This is a genomic window from Citrobacter sp. wls714 (assembly GCF_005281025.1).
In the GTDB taxonomy this organism is placed as follows: Bacteria; Pseudomonadota; Gammaproteobacteria; order Enterobacterales; family Enterobacteriaceae; genus Citrobacter; species Citrobacter werkmanii.
The window spans coordinates 1-17,996 of record NZ_SZWZ01000060.1 but is presented as its reverse complement, the minus strand read 5'-3'; the positions used below and the strand labels follow the sequence as shown (position 1 = coordinate 17,996).

15 protein-coding genes, 1 tRNA gene and 1 pseudogene are annotated in these 17,996 nt (G+C 52.0%); 7 read left to right on the top strand and 10 right to left on the bottom strand.

Annotation, left to right across the window (positions count from 1 at the left end; translation table 11 throughout):
- Positions 1-257 precede the first annotated feature (257 nt).
- The 3 genes and pseudogenes from FDX11_RS11770 to FDX11_RS11760 all read left to right on the top strand — a co-directional run bounded on the left by FDX11_RS11770 (position 258) and on the right by FDX11_RS11760 (position 5,981).
- Positions 258-1,322 carry an acyltransferase family protein gene (locus FDX11_RS11770; protein WP_137397959.1) on the top strand — a complete coding sequence of 355 codons (1,065 nt, stop codon included), beginning with the start codon at positions 258-260 and terminating at the stop codon, positions 1,320-1,322.
- 118 nt (positions 1,323-1,440) lie between these two features.
- Positions 1,441-4,887 (top strand): transcription-repair coupling factor, encoded by a 3,447-nt coding sequence (gene mfd / locus FDX11_RS11765; protein WP_137397958.1) that lies wholly within the window; start codon positions 1,441-1,443, stop codon positions 4,885-4,887.
- A gap of 148 nt (positions 4,888-5,035) precedes the next feature.
- A pseudogene (locus FDX11_RS11760) lies at positions 5,036-5,981 on the top strand (L,D-transpeptidase family protein).
- A gap of 87 nt (positions 5,982-6,068) precedes the next feature.
- Here FDX11_RS11760 and bhsA read toward each other — a convergent pair.
- Positions 6,069-6,326, bottom strand: a complete 258-nt coding sequence (gene bhsA, locus FDX11_RS11755; protein ID WP_029139491.1) for a multiple stress resistance protein BhsA — start codon at positions 6,324-6,326, stop codon at positions 6,069-6,071.
- Between the two features lie 243 nt (positions 6,327-6,569).
- Here bhsA and comR point away from each other — a divergent pair, with 243 nt between their 5' ends.
- Together comR and FDX11_RS11745 are read left to right on the top strand one after the other, a co-directional pair.
- Positions 6,570-7,205 (top strand): TetR family copper-responsive transcriptional repressor ComR, encoded by a 636-nt coding sequence (comR, locus tag FDX11_RS11750; RefSeq protein ID WP_061381747.1) that lies wholly within the window; start codon positions 6,570-6,572, stop codon positions 7,203-7,205.
- A 247-nt stretch (positions 7,206-7,452) separates the two neighbouring features.
- Positions 7,453-9,633 carry a TonB-dependent siderophore receptor gene (locus FDX11_RS11745; protein WP_061381748.1) on the top strand — a complete coding sequence of 727 codons (2,181 nt, stop codon included), beginning with the start codon at positions 7,453-7,455 and terminating at the stop codon, positions 9,631-9,633.
- A 57-nt stretch (positions 9,634-9,690) separates the two neighbouring features.
- Here the strand turns inward: FDX11_RS11745 and FDX11_RS11740 are convergent, their stop codons facing one another.
- The 8 genes from FDX11_RS11740 to hinT form a co-directional block, all read right to left on the bottom strand.
- A complete protein-coding gene (locus FDX11_RS11740; protein WP_137397957.1) occupies positions 9,691-10,230 on the bottom strand; it encodes a glycine zipper 2TM domain-containing protein in 540 nt (179 codons plus the stop codon).
- A 168-nt stretch (positions 10,231-10,398) separates the two neighbouring features.
- On the bottom strand, positions 10,399-11,703 hold the full coding sequence (gene ndh, locus FDX11_RS11735; protein WP_137397956.1) for an NADH-quinone dehydrogenase: 1,305 nt from the start codon (positions 11,701-11,703) through the stop codon (positions 10,399-10,401).
- Positions 11,704-11,938: 235 nt separating this feature from the next.
- Positions 11,939-12,481 (bottom strand): alpha/beta hydrolase YcfP, encoded by a 543-nt coding sequence (gene ycfP, locus FDX11_RS11730; protein WP_003030817.1) that lies wholly within the window; start codon positions 12,479-12,481, stop codon positions 11,939-11,941.
- A gap of 21 nt (positions 12,482-12,502) precedes the next feature.
- A complete protein-coding gene (nagZ, locus tag FDX11_RS11725) occupies positions 12,503-13,528 on the bottom strand; it encodes a beta-N-acetylhexosaminidase (protein WP_137397955.1) in 1,026 nt (341 codons plus the stop codon).
- A gap of 10 nt (positions 13,529-13,538) precedes the next feature.
- Complete coding sequence (gene thiK / locus FDX11_RS11720) at positions 13,539-14,363, bottom strand: thiamine kinase (protein WP_042309111.1); 825 nt, start codon at positions 14,361-14,363, stop codon at positions 13,539-13,541.
- A complete protein-coding gene (lpoB, locus tag FDX11_RS11715) occupies positions 14,344-14,985 on the bottom strand; it encodes a penicillin-binding protein activator LpoB (RefSeq protein WP_042309113.1) in 642 nt (213 codons plus the stop codon). The genes thiK and lpoB overlap by 20 nt, the downstream gene beginning before the upstream one ends.
- A gap of 13 nt (positions 14,986-14,998) precedes the next feature.
- A complete protein-coding gene (locus FDX11_RS11710) occupies positions 14,999-15,373 on the bottom strand; it encodes a YcfL family protein (protein WP_042309115.1) in 375 nt (124 codons plus the stop codon).
- A gap of 2 nt (positions 15,374-15,375) precedes the next feature.
- Complete coding sequence (gene hinT, locus FDX11_RS11705) at positions 15,376-15,735, bottom strand: purine nucleoside phosphoramidase (RefSeq protein WP_003030826.1); 360 nt, start codon at positions 15,733-15,735, stop codon at positions 15,376-15,378.
- A gap of 280 nt (positions 15,736-16,015) precedes the next feature.
- On the opposite strand from hinT, the gene FDX11_RS25640 reads away from it, so the two are divergent.
- A complete protein-coding gene (locus FDX11_RS25640; protein ID WP_256372627.1) occupies positions 16,016-16,147 on the top strand; it encodes a hypothetical protein in 132 nt (43 codons plus the stop codon).
- Positions 16,148-16,172: 25 nt separating this feature from the next.
- Here FDX11_RS25640 and FDX11_RS11700 read toward each other — a convergent pair.
- Positions 16,173-16,248, bottom strand: a tRNA-Asn gene (locus FDX11_RS11700).
- A 160-nt stretch (positions 16,249-16,408) separates the two neighbouring features.
- Here FDX11_RS11700 and FDX11_RS11695 point away from each other — a divergent pair.
- Positions 16,409-17,896 (top strand): EmmdR/YeeO family multidrug/toxin efflux MATE transporter, encoded by a 1,488-nt coding sequence (locus FDX11_RS11695; RefSeq protein WP_305764238.1) that lies wholly within the window; start codon positions 16,409-16,411, stop codon positions 17,894-17,896.
- The last annotated feature ends 100 nt before the right edge of the window (positions 17,897-17,996 follow it).

Genomic DNA, 17,996 nt, shown 5'->3' with positions numbered 1-17,996 from the left:
TCCGTCTGGTTGCTGTTAGCAAAGTCACGAGTATATAAGCGAAAGCGGAATGGGTAAATGAGTGAACCGTAAGTGTTCGTCAGCACTATTCCTAAAAGTATAAACAAATCAATCCGCTGTAGCTGTCCCTCGCCCCTTTAGTGCCGGTCCCTGATCTTTATCCTAAAAAAACAAAATGCAGACAGTTACGCATTACAGCGTACTGCGGGTTGCGCAGGATGGCAGGCTATAGCCAACAATATGGATACGCTGTCTCGATGAATAAAAAAGAACTATGGATTAATCAAATCAAAGGGTTATGCATTTGTCTGGTGGTTATATACCACTCAGTCATTACGTTTTACCCGCATCTCACCACCTTTCAGCATCCGCTTTCAGAGATGCTGAGCAAATGCTGGATTTACCTCAATCTGTACCTGGCGCCGTTTCGTATGCCGGTATTTTTCTTTATTTCGGGCTATTTGATCCGCCGCTACATCGATAACGTTCCCTGGACGACCTGCGTGAATAAACGGATCTGGAGTATTGCCTGGGTGCTGGTGCTATGGGGAGTCGTGCAATGGCTGGCGTTAGTCACGCTCAATAACTGGTTGGCTCCGCAACGCGATCTGAGTCATGCCGCCAACGCCGCGTATGCCGGTTCAATCGCTGGCTTTACCCACGGGATGCTGACCGCCAGCACCAGCTTGTGGTATCTGTATGCACTGATTGTCTATTTTGTGCTGTGTAAGATTTTCAACCGCTGGGGGTTACCGCTGTTGACGCTGTTTGTCGTGCTGAGCGTGGCGATTAATTTTTTCCCCACGCCGTGGTGGGGAGTGAACAGCGTGATTCGCAATCTGCCCTGGTACAGTCTCGGCGCCTGGTTTGGCGCAACGCTGATGGTATGGATCAAAGAGGTGCCTCTGCGCCGCCATACGCTCATATTTATGGTTAGCGTAGTGGTCGCCGTGGGCGCGTGGCTGGTAAATATTTCGCTACTGCTTTCCCTCCTGTCTATTGTACTGATCATGAAGCTGTTTTATCAGTTCGAGCAGCGCTTTGGTATGCGCGCATCCAGCCCGTTAAGCGTGATTGGATCCAATACCATCGCCATCTACACCACCCACCGTATTTTGGTTGAGCTGTTCAGCTTAACGCTCATCCCCAAAATCAATCATGCCGCCTGGCCTGCGTACGGCGAGTTGCTCCTGCTGCTGGTTTATCCCTTCGCCTGCCTGCTGTTGTGCACCCTGTTTGGCTTGCTGGTGCGTAAAATTTCGCAAAAAACCGTTGCCGACTTGCTCTTTTCCCCACCGTCTTTATCGACATCCTCGCGCTAATTTCAACGCGCTTTTTGCCCCCATCAGGGGGCGAATCAATTTGCTTATGAGAAACGATCACGGATAATAAAGAACATTGCTTATCAGATGTATATCTAAACGAGATCCTGACAACCGAATGCCTGAACAACATCGTTACACGCTCCCGGCCGGCGCTTCCGACCAGCGCCAGTTAGGTGAACTGACCGGCGCAGCTTGCGCGACGCTGGTCGCCGAAATCGCTGAACGTCATGCGGGTCCTGTAGTACTGATCGCGCCGGACATGCAAAATGCCCTGCGACTGCATGATGAAATTCGTCAGTTTACCGACCAGCTAGTAATGAACCTGGCGGACTGGGAAACGCTGCCCTACGATAGCTTTTCCCCTCATCAGGAGATTATCTCCTCGCGACTGTCCACCCTGTATCAGCTCCCTGCCATGCAGCGCGGTGTGCTGATTGTGCCGGTGAACACGCTGATGCAGCGCGTCTGTCCGCACAGCTATCTGCACGGTCATGCGCTGGTGATGAAAAAAGGTCAGCGGCTTTCGCGCGACGCCCTGCGCGAACAACTGGACAGCGCGGGCTACCGCCATGTTGATCAGGTGATGGAGCACGGCGAATACGCCACGCGCGGCGCGTTGTTGGATCTGTTCCCAATGGGCAGTGAATTGCCTTATCGTCTGGACTTTTTTGATGACGAAATCGACAGCCTGCGTCTGTTTGATACCGATACCCAGCGCACGCTGGAAGAAGTCGATGCCATTAATTTGCTGCCCGCGCACGAATTCCCGACCGATAAAACGGCGATCGAGCTGTTCCGCAGCCAGTGGCGCGATACCTTTGAAGTTAAACGCGACGCCGAACATATTTACCAGCAGGTTAGCAAAGGCACGTTACCTGCGGGTATTGAATACTGGCAGCCGCTGTTTTTCAGCGAGCCGCTGCCACCCCTGTTCAGCTATTTCCCCGCCAATACGTTATTGGTCAATACGGGTGATATAGAGACCAGTGCAGAACGCTTCCAGGCCGATACCCTGTCGCGTTTTGAGAATCGGGGTGTTGATCCGATGCGCCCGCTTCTGCCGCCGCACTCGCTGTGGCTGCGCGTTGATGAACTGTTCTCCGAACTAAAACGCTGGCCGCGCGTTCAACTGAAAACCGAGACACTGGCGAACAAAGCCGCGAATACTAACCTCGGCTTCCAGAAGTTGCCAGATATCGCGGTTCAGGCGCAGCAAAAAGCACCGTTAGATGCGTTACGTAAATTTCTTGAAGCCTTCACCGGTCCGGTGATTTTCTCGGTTGAAAGTGAAGGTCGTCGCGAAGCGCTTGGCGAACTCCTCGCCCGTATCAAAATCGCGCCGAAGCGCATACTGCGTCTCGACGAAGCCGTCGACAAAGGTCGCTATCTGATGATTGGCGCAGCCGAACACGGCTTCATTGATAGCAAACGCAACCTGGCGCTGATTTGTGAAAGCGATCTGCTCGGGGAACGCGTGGCGCGCCGCCGCCAGGATTCTCGTCGCACCATCAATCCGGATACGTTAATTCGTAACCTCGCCGAATTGCATCCCGGTCAGCCGGTGGTACATCTGGAGCACGGCGTTGGCCGTTATGCCGGGATGACCACGCTGGAAGCGGGCGGTATCACCGGCGAGTACCTGATGCTCACCTACGCCAACGACGCCAAACTGTACGTGCCTGTGTCATCATTGCACCTGATCAGCCGCTACGCTGGCGGCGCGGAAGAAAATGCGCCGCTACATAAACTGGGCGGAGATGCCTGGTCTCGTGCCCGCCAGAAAGCCGCTGAGAAGGTGCGCGATGTCGCGGCAGAACTGTTGGATATCTATGCTCAGCGGGCGGCGAAAGAAGGCTTTGCCTTTAAGCATGACCGTGAGCAGTACCAGCTGTTTTGCGACAGCTTCCCGTTTGAAACTACGCCCGATCAGGCGCAGGCGATCAACGCGGTCCTCAGCGATATGTGTCAGCCGCTGGCCATGGATCGTCTGGTGTGCGGCGACGTCGGCTTTGGTAAAACCGAAGTCGCGATGCGCGCCGCCTTCCTCGCCGTAGAAAACCACAAGCAGGTTGCCGTGCTGGTTCCAACCACCCTGCTCGCGCAACAGCACTTCGACAACTTCCGCGACCGCTTTGCCAACTGGCCGGTACGCATTGAGATGCTGTCCCGTTTTCGTAGCGCCAAAGAGCAAGCGCAAATTCTGGAGCAGGTTGCCGAGGGTAAAATCGATATTCTTATCGGCACCCACAAACTGCTGCAAGCGGACGTGAAGCTAAAAGATCTGGGTCTGTTGATTGTCGATGAAGAGCACCGTTTTGGCGTTCGCCATAAAGAGCGCATCAAAGCAATGCGCGCGGATGTCGATATCCTGACGCTGACGGCAACGCCTATTCCGCGTACGCTCAATATGGCGATGAGCGGCATGCGCGATCTGTCGATCATTGCCACGCCTCCTGCCCGTCGTCTGGCGGTGAAAACCTTTGTGCGTGAATATGACAATCTGGTGGTTCGCGAGGCTATCCTGCGTGAAGTTCTGCGCGGGGGGCAAGTTTATTATCTGTTTAACGACGTTGAAAATATCCAGAAAACGGCTGACAGATTAGCGGAACTGGTGCCGGAAGCGCGTATTGGTATCGGCCACGGTCAAATGCGCGAGCGCGAACTGGAACGCGTGATGAACGATTTCCACCATCAGCGCTTTAACGTGCTGGTGTGTACCACCATTATCGAAACCGGCATCGATATTCCGACCGCCAACACCATTATCATCGAACGCGCCGACCACTTTGGTTTAGCGCAATTGCACCAGTTGCGCGGTCGTGTGGGACGCTCACACCATCAGGCGTACGCCTGGCTGCTGACGCCGCATCCAAAAGCGATGACCACCGACGCGCAAAAGCGCCTGGAAGCCATCGCCTCGCTGGAAGATTTGGGCGCTGGCTTTGCGCTGGCGACCCACGACCTTGAAATTCGCGGCGCCGGGGAACTGCTGGGTGAAGATCAGAGTGGTTCCATGGAAAGCATCGGCTTCTCGCTGTATATGGAGCTGCTGGAAAATGCTGTCGATGCGCTCAAAGAGGGACGCGAACCGTCGCTGGAAGATCTCACCAGCCAGCAAACCGAAGTTGAACTGCGCATGCCGTCACTGCTGCCGGATGACTATATTCCCGATGTCAACACGCGACTGTCGTTCTACAAGCGTATTGCCAGTGCGAAAGGCGAAAACGAGCTGGAAGAAATTAAGGTCGAGCTGATAGACCGTTTTGGTCTGTTGCCCGATCCGGCCCGTACGCTGCTGGATATTGCCCGGTTACGCCAACAGGCGCAGAAACTGGGTATCAGAAAGCTTGAAGGCAATGAAAAAGGCGGCACGATTGAGTTTGCAGAGAAAAACCACGTCAATCCGGTCTGGCTGATTGGTTTACTGCAAAAACAGCCGCAGCACTTCCGTCTGGACGGCCCAACCCGGCTGAAATTTATGCAGGATCTGGGCGAACGCAAAACGCGAATCGACTGGGTACGCCAGTTTATGCGCCAGCTTGAAGAAAACGCCGTAGCATAGTGAACAGGCCGGGAGCGCACACAGCCCTCCCGGCCTGTGAATTTACAAACTCTTTGCACTTCCCTGCACTTCCCGACACAGCAAACGGCCATAATTCCTGTTTACTTTTACATAATAAAAACCACGTAAAAACAATGGATTTATGGTGATGTTAAACAATAAACGACTCTCTCGCTGGTTAGCGTTTTTTACGCTTGCAGCGACCTTCGCGTTAACACTTCCGGCTCAGGCAAACACCTGGCCGCTGCCGCCGCCGGGAAGCCGCCTGGTGGGACAGAATGCCGTTCACGTTGTCGAAGACAATGGCGGTTCTCTCGAAGCGATTGCGAAAAAATACAACGTCGGCTTTTTAGCGCTGTTGCAGGCTAACCCCGGCGTTGATCCTTTCGTACCTCGCCCCGGCAGCGTTTTGACGATCCCATTGCAAACCCTGTTACCGGATGCACCGCGCGAAGGCATTGTCATCAACCTCGCCGAACTGCGTCTTTATTATTACCAGCCGGGAACAAATTCGGTGACCGTATATCCTATCGGCATTGGCCAGTTAGGCGGTGATACGCTGACCCCCACCATGGTAACCACCATTTCCGATAAACGCGCCAACCCCACCTGGACGCCTACAGCAAATATCCGTGCGCGCTATAAAGCCAACGGCATCGATCTTCCTGCCGTTGTCCCTGCCGGGCCAGATAACCCGATGGGCCATCACGCGATTCGCTTAGCCGCATACGGCGGCGTTTATCTGCTGCACGGCACCAATGCTGACTTTGGCATCGGCATGCGCGTCAGTTCTGGCTGTATTCGTCTGCGCGACGGTGATATCGAAACCCTGTTCCGTCAAGTGAAACCAGGAACCAAGGTCAATATCATTAATACACCGATCAAAGCCTCAGTCGAACCTAACCCCCCAGCCGCTGTCAGAAAAGATCAATGACGACCCGCAACTGTTGCCAATCGTTTTGAATGCCGCAATGCAGACCTTTAAGAACGCGGCGCAAACTGACCCAGCCGTCATGGAACATGCGATGGAGATCCGCTCAGGCATGCCGGTCGATGTCACCCGTCATCACGACGTGGCTCAACAACCGATGTAAACGTTACGCATAAAAAAAGCCCCCGCTGGATTTTATTCCGCGGGGGCTTTTTATTTAACTCGCAGTGGCATTGCGATGGGTTAAATCTTATTTGTAGATTACTGCAGTCCCGTGAAGGGTGTTAGGACCGGTAACGGAAGTAATACGGAAAGACTTCGCGCCCATCTCATCCGCTTTCTGCGCCAGTTGATCTTCCAGAGAACCTAAGTTCGTCCCCGCATTTGCAGAGATAGTACCAACTTTCTGTTGACCTGCAGGCGTGGCCTGAACTTCAACAGCGGCGAAGCTGGCAAATGACAGTGAGCTAAGAACAGCAGCGACAAACAGAGTTTTTACGTTTTTCATAATAGTGACCTTTTGCAGATGAATGGGTGTCGTAAGGATTAACTTAACGATCGATAGGTAAATCATAGATGTGATCCAGGTCACACGTCAACATTTTTTTATAATGATCGTTATATAAAACATAAAGACCTTATTTTTCATGCTAATAGATATAAATTATTTTTATCGCTAATCCGCTGGAGTGTGGGGGGGAATATTTTTATAATGGTTATTCAATAAACCCAACTAAGGTACATCGGCGCCATGACAACTGAAACGACAGGTTGTGCAAAAAAAAGCCGTGGCCGACCAAAAGTGTTCGACAGGGAAGCCGCGCTTGATAAGGCCATGACACTCTTCTGGCAGCACGGATATGAAGCGACATCGCTCGCCGATCTCGTGGAAGCAACCGGTGCAAAAGCGCCCACGCTGTATGCGGAGTTTACCAACAAGGAAGGGTTGTTTCGTGCCGTGCTGGACCGCTATATAACTCGCTTCGCGGCGAAACATGAAGCCCAGCTGTTTTGTGAGGAAAAAAGCCTGGAGTCCGCGCTGGAAGACTATTTCACTGCCATAGCCACCTGCTTTACCAGTAAAGATACTCCGGCAGGATGTTTTATGATTAATACGTCCGCTACGCTGGCGGCCTCTTCCCGCGAGATCGCCCATACCGTGAAATCACGCCATGCGATGCAGGAACAGACGCTTACCCAGTTCCTTCGTCAGCGCCAGCAGCGGGACGAAATTCCGGCCCACTGCGACGTGCAAAAGCTGGCCGAATATCTGAACTGCATTTTACAGGGTATGTCGATTAGCGCCCGTGAAGGCGCGTCATTTGAGAAACTGATGCAGATCGCGCACACCACCCTACGGCTGTGGCCCGAACTCATCAAAGCTTAATCCTTTCCTCTCTTTTCCATGAACAGATGACACCCCCGGGGGCCAAAAGCCCTCGGTTTTTTGTACCAATAACCCTTCATTCCTTATTGTTTTCATCGCATTAGCAGATCTTTTTTAAAAAATGTATTGATAACGACAATTATTATCAGCAATATTCGCATTTGTTTTAACACCTATTTCCCAATGTAACTATCGGTTTCTCTACCGCAATAACAAAAACAGACTGACTTTTTAAAAAGGAATACAAATGCATAAGCGTCTCTGGGTGCTCAATCCGCTCTTATTATCCTTAACCCTACCGGCCATTGCGGCAGAGGAAGAGAATCTCATCGTCAGCGCTAACCGCAGCCAACGCACCGTGGCAGAAATGGCACAAACGACCTGGGTTATTGAAGGAAGCGAAATTGAACAGCAAGTTCAGGGTGGTAAAGAGTTCAAGGATGTTCTTGCTCAGTTAATCCCCGGAATTGATGTCAGCAGTCAGGGACGAACCAACTACGGCATGAACATGCGCGGTCGCGCCATCGTAGTATTGATAGATGGTGTCCGTTTGAATTCTTCCCGCACCGACAGCCGTCAACTTGACTCCATTGACCCGTTTAACATTGCTCATATTGAAGTCATCTCAGGCGCAACATCCCTATATGGCGGGGGAAGTACCGGCGGTTTGATCAACATCGTCACCAAAAAAGGTCAACCTGAGCGTGAAGTTGAACTCGAACTGGGCAGTAAAAGCGGGTTTAATAACAGTAACGATCATGACGAACGCGTCGCCGCCGCGGTGAGCGGAGGAACCGATCGTGCATCCGGTCGTATGTCCGTCGCATATCAACGGTTTGGCGGTTGGTATGATGGAAACCACGATGCTCTGCTGCTGGATAACACCCAAACCGGCCTGCAGCATTCCGATCGTCTGGACGTGATGGGCACCGGGACGATTGAGCTGGATGATAACCGTCAATTGCAACTGGTTACCCAGTACTACAAGAGCCAAGGGGATGAAGATTACGGGCTGGATCTCGGCGAGAACATGTCCGCCGTGACCGGAAATGGTAAAGCTTATACCAGCAGCGGACTGAACTCCGATCGTATTCCCGGCACCGAACGTCATCTGATCAGCCTGCAATATTCAGATGCAGATTTCTTTGGTCAGAACCTGGTCAGCCAAATCTATTACCGCGACGAATCGCTGAAATTCTATCCTTTCCCGACGCTCAGCAAAGGTAAGGTCACCAGTTTCTCCGCCTCACAGCAGGATACCGACCAGTTCGGTGCCAAAATCACCCTCAACAGCCAGGTGATGGATGACTGGGAACTGACGTGGGGTATCGATGCGGATCATGAAACCTTCGACTCCAATCAGAAATTCTTCGATCTGGCTTACTCTCTGCCCTCCGGTGGCATGGACAACCGTACCGCCTATACTACCGGGCGTTATCCTGGTTACAGCATCACCAACTTCGCACCTTTCCTGCAAAACAGCTATGACATAAACGACATCTTTACCCTCAGTGGCGGCGTACGCTATCAATGGACCGAAAACAGGGTTGATGATTTCGTTGGCTATGCGCAACAGCAGGGCATCGCGACGGGCCTTGCAAACTCCGCGGATACCATTCCGGGCGGCAAAACCGATTACGATAACTTCCTGTTTAACGCCGGGATCCTCGCCCACCTGACTGAGCGCCAGCAAACCTGGTTTAATTTCTCTCAGGGCGTGGAGCTTCCGGACCCGGGGAAATATTACGGTAATGGTACCTATTCTCTGGTTGGCGATCATTACCAGCTTCAGCGCAGCGTCAACGTTGCGGATTCACGACTGGAAGGGATTAAAGTTAACTCGTACGAGCTGGGATGGCGTTACACGGGCGATAGCCTGCGCACGCAACTCGCCGCTTATTACTCCACTTCGGATAAATCGATCGTTATCAACCGCAGTGATATGACCATAAACGTACAGCCCGACGATCGTCGGATTTATGGTCTGGAAGGTGCGGTAGATTATTTCATCGCCGATACCGACTGGAGTCTGGGCGGCAACTTCAACGTCATTAAATCCGAAGTGAAACAAAACGGTAAATGGCAGAAATGGGATGTCACTCTGGCTTCGCCATCTAAAGCAACCGCATGGGTCGGCTGGGCGCCTGAACCGTGGTCGCTGCGAGTACAGAGCCAGCAAACATTTGATCTGAGTGACGCCAGCGGCAATAAGCTGGACGGCTATAACACCATGGACTTTATCGGCAGCTACCAGCTCCCGTTAGGCAAGCTGACCTTCAGTGTGGAAAACCTGCTGAATGAAGAGTACACCACGCTATGGGGACAACGTGCGCCACTGCTGTACAGCCCAACTTATGGTAGCCCGTCACTGTATGAATACAAGGGCCGGGGTCGTACCTTTGGTCTGAACTACGCCTTAACCTTCTGATAAAAAAAGCCCCCCAGCCTGAGCGAATGGGGGGCTAATGCTCAGGATAATGCTATTTTACGCTTTGTTATTCAGTACCAACTGTCCGTTGTTATCCAACGGAATTTGCGCGCCGGGGTCCTTATCCATACGAATTTTCCCCTGCTGATTGCCAATTTTGTACGTCACGTCGTAGCCCAGCATTTTTTCTGATTTGTCATACACCGTTTTACAGCGCTGCTGCGTGGTGGTGTACGTATCGTTTTCTTGCATCGAACCCTGGATCTGGTTACCGGCATAGCCGCCGCCTAATGCACCCGCCACGGTGGCAATATCTTTACCGCGTCCGCCACCAAACTGATGGCCGATAACACCGCCGGCTACGGCACCCAGCACAGAACCCGCGATACGGTTTTCATCTTGCACCGGCTTGCGGTGCGTGACCGTCACGTTCCGACACTCCTGACGTGGCGTTTTTACCGATTCTTTAATCGGTGTTGCAGAGACAACTTGTGCATACTGTGGGCCACGCTCGAAAACGTTAAGACTGGCCACCGCTGCAACACCCAGCGCAGCAGCTACGCCAATCCCTATACCCGCCAACATTGATTTATTCACGGGACTTCCTCCTTTTTTGCTATTAGCAACAACTTTGCAACAGAAGGTAAGGAATGCCAATCAGATTACGGATGAAAATAGCGGAAGGAAGGGATAAAGCGAGATGATTCAGAGAACTCTGAAGGAAGGCGTCGGATGCGTGAAAGCGTCCGACGCCAGAGGTCAATATTAATGCAGTTTCAGACGCGGGCGAATCACCCGGTTAATACTGCCGACCAGCATCATCAGGCCGGTTTTGAAGTAACCATGCAGCGCAATCTGATGCATACGATACAGTGAGATGTAGACAAAGCGCGCAATACGGCCTTCTACCATCATTGAACCGCGCGTCAGGTTGCCCATCAGGCTACCGACGGTAGAGAAATTAGAAAGCGAGACCAGAGAACCGTGATCTTTGTACTGATACGCTTTCAACGGCTTGCCGTTCATTTGCGCCAGAATATTGTTCATCGCGCAGGTCGCCATTTGGTGCGCAGCCTGAGCGCGCGGCGGCACAAAACCCCCTTCCGGACGCGCGCAGGAAGCGCAGTCACCAATCGCATACACGTCAGGATCGCGAGTGCTTTGCAGAGTCGGCTCAACCACCAGTTGGTTAATGCGGTTCGTTTCCAGACCGCCAATATCCTTCATAAAGTCTGGCGCTTTGATCCCTGCGGCCCACACCATCAGGTCGGCCTCAATGTATTCGCCATCTTTGGTATGCAACCCGCCTTCGTCAGCGCTGGTAACCATCGTCTGCGTCAGTACACGTACGCCCAGTTTGGTTAACTCATTGTGCGCGGCGCTGGAAATCCGCGGCGGCAATGCCGGCAGGATACGCTCACCAGCTTCAACCAATGTGACGTTCAGCGCGTCATTGGTCAGTCCTTTATAGCCATAGCTGTGCAGCTGTTTGACCGCATTGTGCAGTTCCGCGGAAAGTTCAACCCCCGTCGCGCCGCCGCCGACAATGGCAATATTCACTTTACCGTTAGCACCCAGATTCGCGGAATACTTGAGGAACAGATTCAGCATCTTCTGGTGGAAACGACGCGCCTGATGCGGGTTATCAAGGAAAATACAGTTCTCTTTGACGCCCGGCGTGTTGAAATCGTTGGACGTACTGCCCAGCGCCATCACCAGCGTGTCATACGGTACTTTACGCTCGGGAACCAGCAGATCGCCCTTCTCGTCGCGCAGCTCAGCAAGAGTAATGGTTTTCGCTTCGCGGTCGATATCAACCACCGAGCCCAACTGGAACTGGAAACTATGGTTACGGGCATGCGCCAGATAGCTCAGCGCATCCACACCTTCATCCAGAGAACCAGTCGCCACTTCATGCAGTAACGGTTTCCATAAATGGCTGTGGTTTCTGTCCACCAGCGTAATTTTGGCTTTTTTCTTACGCCCCAGCTTTTTACCCAGCTGCGTCGCCATTTCCAGTCCGCCAGCACCGCCGCCGACAATCACGATCCTTTTCAATGGTGTAGTCAACGTGACCCCCTCAAATTTATTAACCAATTGTTAATTAAAAGTTATTAACATAGCCTTTAATTAACAACAAGTTACGATAATGAAAATGTCCTTCGAGAGTGAGAATAACACGAACGGTGCATTGGTCATACCAAAATTGATGTGCATCAAGTTTTGATGCTGAAAAGATAGACAACCCGAAGGTTAAAGACAAAAAAACCAGCCCGAAAGCTGGTTTTTTAGACACTCATCAGGCTTAACCTAACGTCTTGAACGCCTTAATGCGCTGCAAATGCGGAGAGATATTTTTAAACTTATGCGTCTGCTCTTCGTCCCAGACGATCTCATAAAAGTGATGCAGCTCTTCTGACGAGCGCTGACTGTTCAGTGCTTCATCATGGCGAGAGAGGATCACCAGGCAGCGATCGCGGTTCTTTTCACGAAAATTGGTCACGCATTTTGTCGCAATGTCAGCATACTCTTCAGGTCTGTCGATTTTCCCTTCCATATTCTCATACGGGAACAGGTTAGGATTAAATACCACCTGACGAATATCACACAGGAAACCAATGCGTTCTGCCCAGTATCCCCCCAGACCGACGCCACAAATCAGCGGACGGTCGTCCACATTAAGCTGCAGCATTTTGTCCACTTCTTTCAGCAGATGCTGCATATCATGTTTAGGATGCCGCGTACTGTAGCTAATCAGCCTGACATCCGGGTCGATAAATTGCAGCTGCAACACCTTCTCGTGGTTGCCCGGACTATTAGAGTCAAAACCGTGTAAATAGATAATCATCGCATCCTCGCCAAACGTGCGTTAATGACCTGCTTTCTCTTCCTGCCAGCGCTCATGAAGCTGGTTGAGCTGGGCGCTTACCGTCTTCCAGCGTGTCGAGTCCATTAGTTCCTGACGTGAAAATGAACCTTTATGATACAAACGTGTAACACGTTCTGCATTGATCGGCGACAGATTATCTAACACACTGACCGCTCCCTTACGATTATTGCAGACCAGGATCATATCGCAACCAGCATCCAGCGATGCCTGCCCACGCTCGGCGTAGCTTCCCATAATCGCCGCACCTTCCATCGACAGATCGTCAGAGAAAATAACGCCGTCGAAGCCAAGATCCTGACGCAGTACCGTCTTCAACCAGTGAGGCGAACCACTCGCCGGACGCGGATCCACGTCGCTGTAGATAACGTGCGCAGGCATAATGGCATCGAGTTTGTTTTCCGTAATTAACGTCCGGAACACGGACATATCTTTCGCACGAATCTCAGCTTCTGCGCGTGGATCGGTTGGCGTTTCTTTGTGCGAATCCGCCGTCACCGCCCCATGCCCGGGGAAGTGTTTACCGGTGGTCTTCATGCCAGCGGCATGCATACCGTCAATAAAACGGGTCGCCATCGCCAATGCTTTCAGCGGCTCGGCATGGTAAGAGCGCTCGCCAATCGCTGCGCTGATATGACCCACGTCCAGAACCGGTGCAAAGCTAATATCAATATCCATGGCGATCATTTCGCTGGCCATCAGCCACCCGGCGTCCTGAGCCAGTTTGCCGCCCTCTTCCAGACCGTGTAGCGCGGCAAAAGATTGGGCCGCAGGCAGGCGGGTAAAACCTTCGCGAAAACGCTGTACGCGTCCGCCTTCCTGATCAACCGCCACGACCAAATGATTACGTGACGCGCTACGGATCTGACGCACTAACTCACGCAACTGTTCCGGGTCATGATAATTTCGGGTAAAGAGAATCAACCCACCTACCAGCGGATGCGCCAGAATCTCACGCTCTTCAGCGTCCAGCTCATACCCTTCGACATCCAACATTACTGGGCCCACACTACTCTCCTCATCCTTTCATTGTTAGCTGCCGCCAGGTTTCATCGGCCAGCCTGATAAATTGTTGATCGCCGGTTTGTCGCCAGCGATACTCAAACCACCCTGCTTTTAGCATGATTACCCAGGGTCGCCATCGCCTGACCTGTCGCCACAAAACGGTTGGCTCAATGCACGCTCGTCGGGCATAGGCGCTGACCAGCTGTTGGTGCTGGAGTTCATCACTGACCCACACCGCCGCCAGCTCGAGGGCGATATCGCCGTCTCCGGCATATTCCCAGTCAATCAGCCGCAACCCTGACGGTGCGCGCACAATGTTGTCACCGTGGACATCCATATGTAGCGGCCCCAGCCGCAAAGGGCGGGGCTCGCCGCTTTTTCTTAGCCGCTTTAACGCTCGTAACCAATGTGGTGTACGACGCGCCGGATCACCACACTGCCAGTACTGTTCAAGTAACGGCAGCAGGCTGATTCGCCAGCCCAGCCGAGGTTGCTGATGCAGATAATACAATAAGTCAGCAAGTTCGTCGGCGTCCGGTAATCTGGATTCTACCTTACCGTGAAAAAAGTCGACTGCCATCCACCCACGCGTATAAAAACGAGGTCGGGGCGCAAGATTTTCCGGTAGGTGTTTTAACGCATGATATTGGCGCAGAAAATGCGATTCCGGCGCGTCGGGGTCGTGATGGCAGCGCAGCACTAAGCGGTGGGTCTGATGTTCGATAATGCAGCTCCCGCCGCTCAAGCCGCTCTGGCTGGCTACGACGGGATGATACTGCGGAAAGTAGCGCGACATAACTTCATCGCGCGTCAATCTGTTATTGTTGCTGAACAGCACCTTTACCTGACCAGATTATCTCGCCAGTTTGTACCAGCATTAATTGCATTTGCAGCGCCGGCGAATTGACGTTGCCAGATGCGCTGGAATAGAGCACATACTGCGCACCAACGTTACGGGCAATACCAATCGCTTTGCTGCGCGTTCCCAGGCTATCGTTCGGCGACAGACCTAACTGCTGCTTGGCGACAGCCAGTTGCTGGGCGGAAACCAGGGTAAATTTGCCGTTATTCGCCAGCGCGTTACGTAAGGTTTCAGTCGCTTCGCCAGCGTTCAACGAACCGTTGGTACGGTTATTCACACTATCAACCAGCAGAACACCACCCGCTTTGACGCCATCGGCCTGCAGCATTTTACCCACCATCGGCTGCATTGCGCTGTTCCAGTCGTAGTGACGTTGACGCGGTGTTGGCTGCGCCGTTTGATCCTCGTGTTCGATCGGACCCGGCTGCTGCGGTATACCTGGCACCGTTGGTACCACCGGTACCGGCTGTTGCGGCTGCGCGGGCTGTTCCGGTACCGGCTTCACTTCCTCTACCGGCGCAGGTTCACGTTGAGCCACACAACCAGAGAGAAACATCGCCAGCGCGGCAAGCAATGCGTAGCGATTCATTTTGATCATCAAGATTCACCCCTTACAAATATAGATAAAGTCTAACCTTGTGCGCACCCAGATAATTGGCGCTGCCGTACAGTGTTACCGACGAATGAGCCGGGATAGTCACGCTGCGTGGCGCTTCCAGAGGGTGCATCTCCAACCCTCTGGCGTCATACCAATAAAACCGATAATGCACGGTGACGGATTCTTGTCTTTCGTTATAGAGTCGCGAGGATGCTGAAGCCTGAATATCAGACGTTGTTAACACGGGCTGTTCTGCGGTTATGCCCGCCGCCAGAATAGCTGACTCCATCACCAGAGACTGTTCATCACTGACCGGAATTTCAGGGTGTGAGCGACAGCCTGCCAGCAACAGCAAGCCCAGTGAAAGTGCAATGCATCCTCTGGTCATGCTTAAAGACCTTTATGTGCGAGCATCGGACCAAGCGCACGTCCCCCCAACAGGTGCATATGAATGTGATACACCTCCTGGCCACCGTGACGGTTGGTATTCATGATTAAACGGTATCCATCCGCAGCAATGCCTTCCTGCTCCGCGATTTTCGCCGCAACGGTAATCATTCGGCCCAGCGCCTGCTCATGTTCTGCCGTCACATCGTTGACGGTGGGGATCAGGATATTAGGGATGATCAGAATATGCGTAGGTGCCTGAGGGGAAATATCACGAAACGCAGTGACCAGTTCATCCTGGTACACGATATCCGACGGAATTTCACGACGGATAATTTTGCTGAATATAGTTTCTTCTGCCACGACGTTTTCCTTTTTCATTAACAGCCCAAGCGTTATGCCATGCTACGCCGGGTAACACTGCGAGTATAGAGTATGAGCGAGTTACTCACGCTCTTTCAACTTTAACCCTCGATTTTTTAAGCAAAAACCCTGGTCAGCGCCGCTCTTATAACCATTTCCCTACGCTATTGCTTAAGCATAGTACTGAAACAACATTTCATATGTGCTGTATCATCTGTATGCGTATGGAATGTTAGTGGTTATAGAGAATCTCGATGATACTCCCATAGAGGAGGATTACATGGAGCAATCAACTGGCGTGCTAATCACCGGTACTCAGTGTGGAAAAACAACACTGTATAGCTCAACTCAAAAAGCAGCTTGCCAGGTAACTGCGCCTGGCAGCAAAAACAAAAGCAAAAAACCCGCTTAAGTTTCCTTAAGCGGGTTTTTAAATTTGGCTCCTCTGACTGGACTCGAACCAGTGACATACGGATTAACAGTCCGCCGTTCTACCGACTGAACTACAGAGGAATCGTTGTGGAGGCTAATCTTAGCGGCGAAATTTTTTTTGTCAAACCCCATTTTCCTGAATAACGCTCAATTGATGCTTCTCTCGACAGTTTGTTGCATTTGCAGACATTTTAAATGGAAAAAACTTTGCAGCTTTTTGGATTCTCCCTCATCATTTGAAATGAGGTTTCAACTTTCTTCTTTAAGGTCCACTTTGAACGTCTCCGCAGCCTTACGCCAGGTCGCATCTCGCACGCCCTGGTATGCCAAACGCAAGAGTTATAAGGTTCTCTTCTGGCGCGAAATCACTCCGCTTGCCGTGCCTATTTTTCTGGAAAACACCTGCGTGCTATTGATGGGTGTCCTGAGTACTTTCCTGGTAAGCTGGTTGGGAAAAGAGGCGATGGCAGGTGTTGGACTCGCCGACAGTTTCAACATGGTCATCATGGCATTTTTCGCCGCTATCGATCTGGGTACCACGGTGGTTGTGGCTTTTAGCCTGGGAAAACGAGATCGTCGCCGGGCCAGAGCTGCTGCCCGGCAATCGCTGGTGATTATGACGATTTTTGCTACCGTGCTGGCAGCGGTCATTCACTATTTTGGTGAACAAATTATTGACGTTGTCGCAGGTGAAGCGACGCCCGATGTAAAAGCTCTGGCACTCACCTACCTGGAGCTGACGGTGCTCAGCTACCCGGCAGCAGCCATTGCGCTAATCGGTAGTGGTGCCCTACGCGGTGCGGGTAATACAAAAATACCGCTGTTGATCAACGGTGGTATGAACATTTTGAATATCATTATCAGTAGCATCCTGATCTACGGCGTATTTTCCTGGCAAGGACTGGGATTCGTGGGGGCCGGACTCGGACTAACCATTTCACGCTACATAGGTGCGATCGCAATTATTTGGGTACTGATGATTGGTTTTAATCCGGCGTTACGTATCACTTTCAAAAGTTATTTTAAGCCACTCAACCTCGCCATTATCTGGGAGGTGATGGGGATCGGTATTCCAGCCAGCATCGAGTCAGTGCTGTTTAATGGCGGTAAACTGTTAACGCAGATGTTTGTCTCAGGCATGGGCACCAGTGTGATTGCCGGGAACTTCATTGCCTTTTCTATTGCCGCACTCATTAACCTGCCGGGGAACGCTTTAGGCTCTGCGTCGACAATTATTACCGGCAGACGTTTAGGAAATGGTCAGATTGCCCAGGCCGAAATCCAGTTACGGCATGTATTCTGGCTGTCGACCATCGGTTTAACTGCCATTGCCTGGCTTACCGCCCCTTTTGCTGGCGTAATGGCCTCGTTTTATACCCAGGATCAGGACGTAAAAGAGGTCATAGTCATTCTGATTTGGCTCAATGCGGCATTTATGCCGATATGGGCAGCCTCCTGGGTATTACCTGCTGGGTTTAAAGGCGCACGCGATGCCCGTTTTGCAATGTGGGTATCTATGCTGGGCATGTGGGGCTGTCGCGTTGTGGTAGGTTACGCCCTGGGGATCGTTTTAGGATGGGGCGTAGTCGGCGTCTGGTTAGGAATGTTCTTCGACTGGGCCGTACGCGCCGCATTATTTTACTGGCGTATGGTGACAGGCCGCTGGCTATGGAAATACCCGCGTCCCGAACAGGAAAAGTGCATAAAACAACCTGCTGCGCCTGAATAATCGGCGAAATGGGGAATATTTCGGCAAACGATTGAATTTATCGATTCAGGCTTTGACATCGCTGAGTGGTGTCGCTAATATGCGCCTCGTTCACACGATT

Bases quoted from the DNA above. Each gene is read 5' to 3' on its own strand.
- FDX11_RS11770 (WP_137397959.1), top strand. From the start codon at position 258: ATGAATAAAAAAGAACTATGGATTAATCAAATCAAAGGGTTATGCATT.
- mfd (WP_137397958.1), top strand. From the start codon at position 1,441: ATGCCTGAACAACATCGTTACACGCTCCCGGCCGGCGCTTCCGACCAG.
- bhsA (WP_029139491.1), bottom strand. From the start codon at position 6,326: ATGAAAAACGTAAAAACTCTGTTTGTCGCTGCTGTTCTTAGCTCACTG.
- comR (WP_061381747.1), top strand. From the start codon at position 6,570: ATGACAACTGAAACGACAGGTTGTGCAAAAAAAAGCCGTGGCCGACCA.
- FDX11_RS11745 (WP_061381748.1), top strand. From the start codon at position 7,453: ATGCATAAGCGTCTCTGGGTGCTCAATCCGCTCTTATTATCCTTAACC.
- ycfP (WP_003030817.1), bottom strand. From the start codon at position 12,481: ATGATTATCTATTTACACGGTTTTGACTCTAATAGTCCGGGCAACCAC.
- lpoB (WP_042309113.1), bottom strand. From the start codon at position 14,985: ATGATCAAAATGAATCGCTACGCATTGCTTGCCGCGCTGGCGATGTTT.
- FDX11_RS11710 (WP_042309115.1), bottom strand. From the start codon at position 15,373: ATGACCAGAGGATGCATTGCACTTTCACTGGGCTTGCTGTTGCTGGCA.
- FDX11_RS25640 (WP_256372627.1), top strand. From the start codon at position 16,016: ATGGAGCAATCAACTGGCGTGCTAATCACCGGTACTCAGTGTGGAAAA.
- FDX11_RS11695 (WP_305764238.1), top strand. From the start codon at position 16,409: ATGAGGTTTCAACTTTCTTCTTTAAGGTCCACTTTGAACGTCTCCGCA.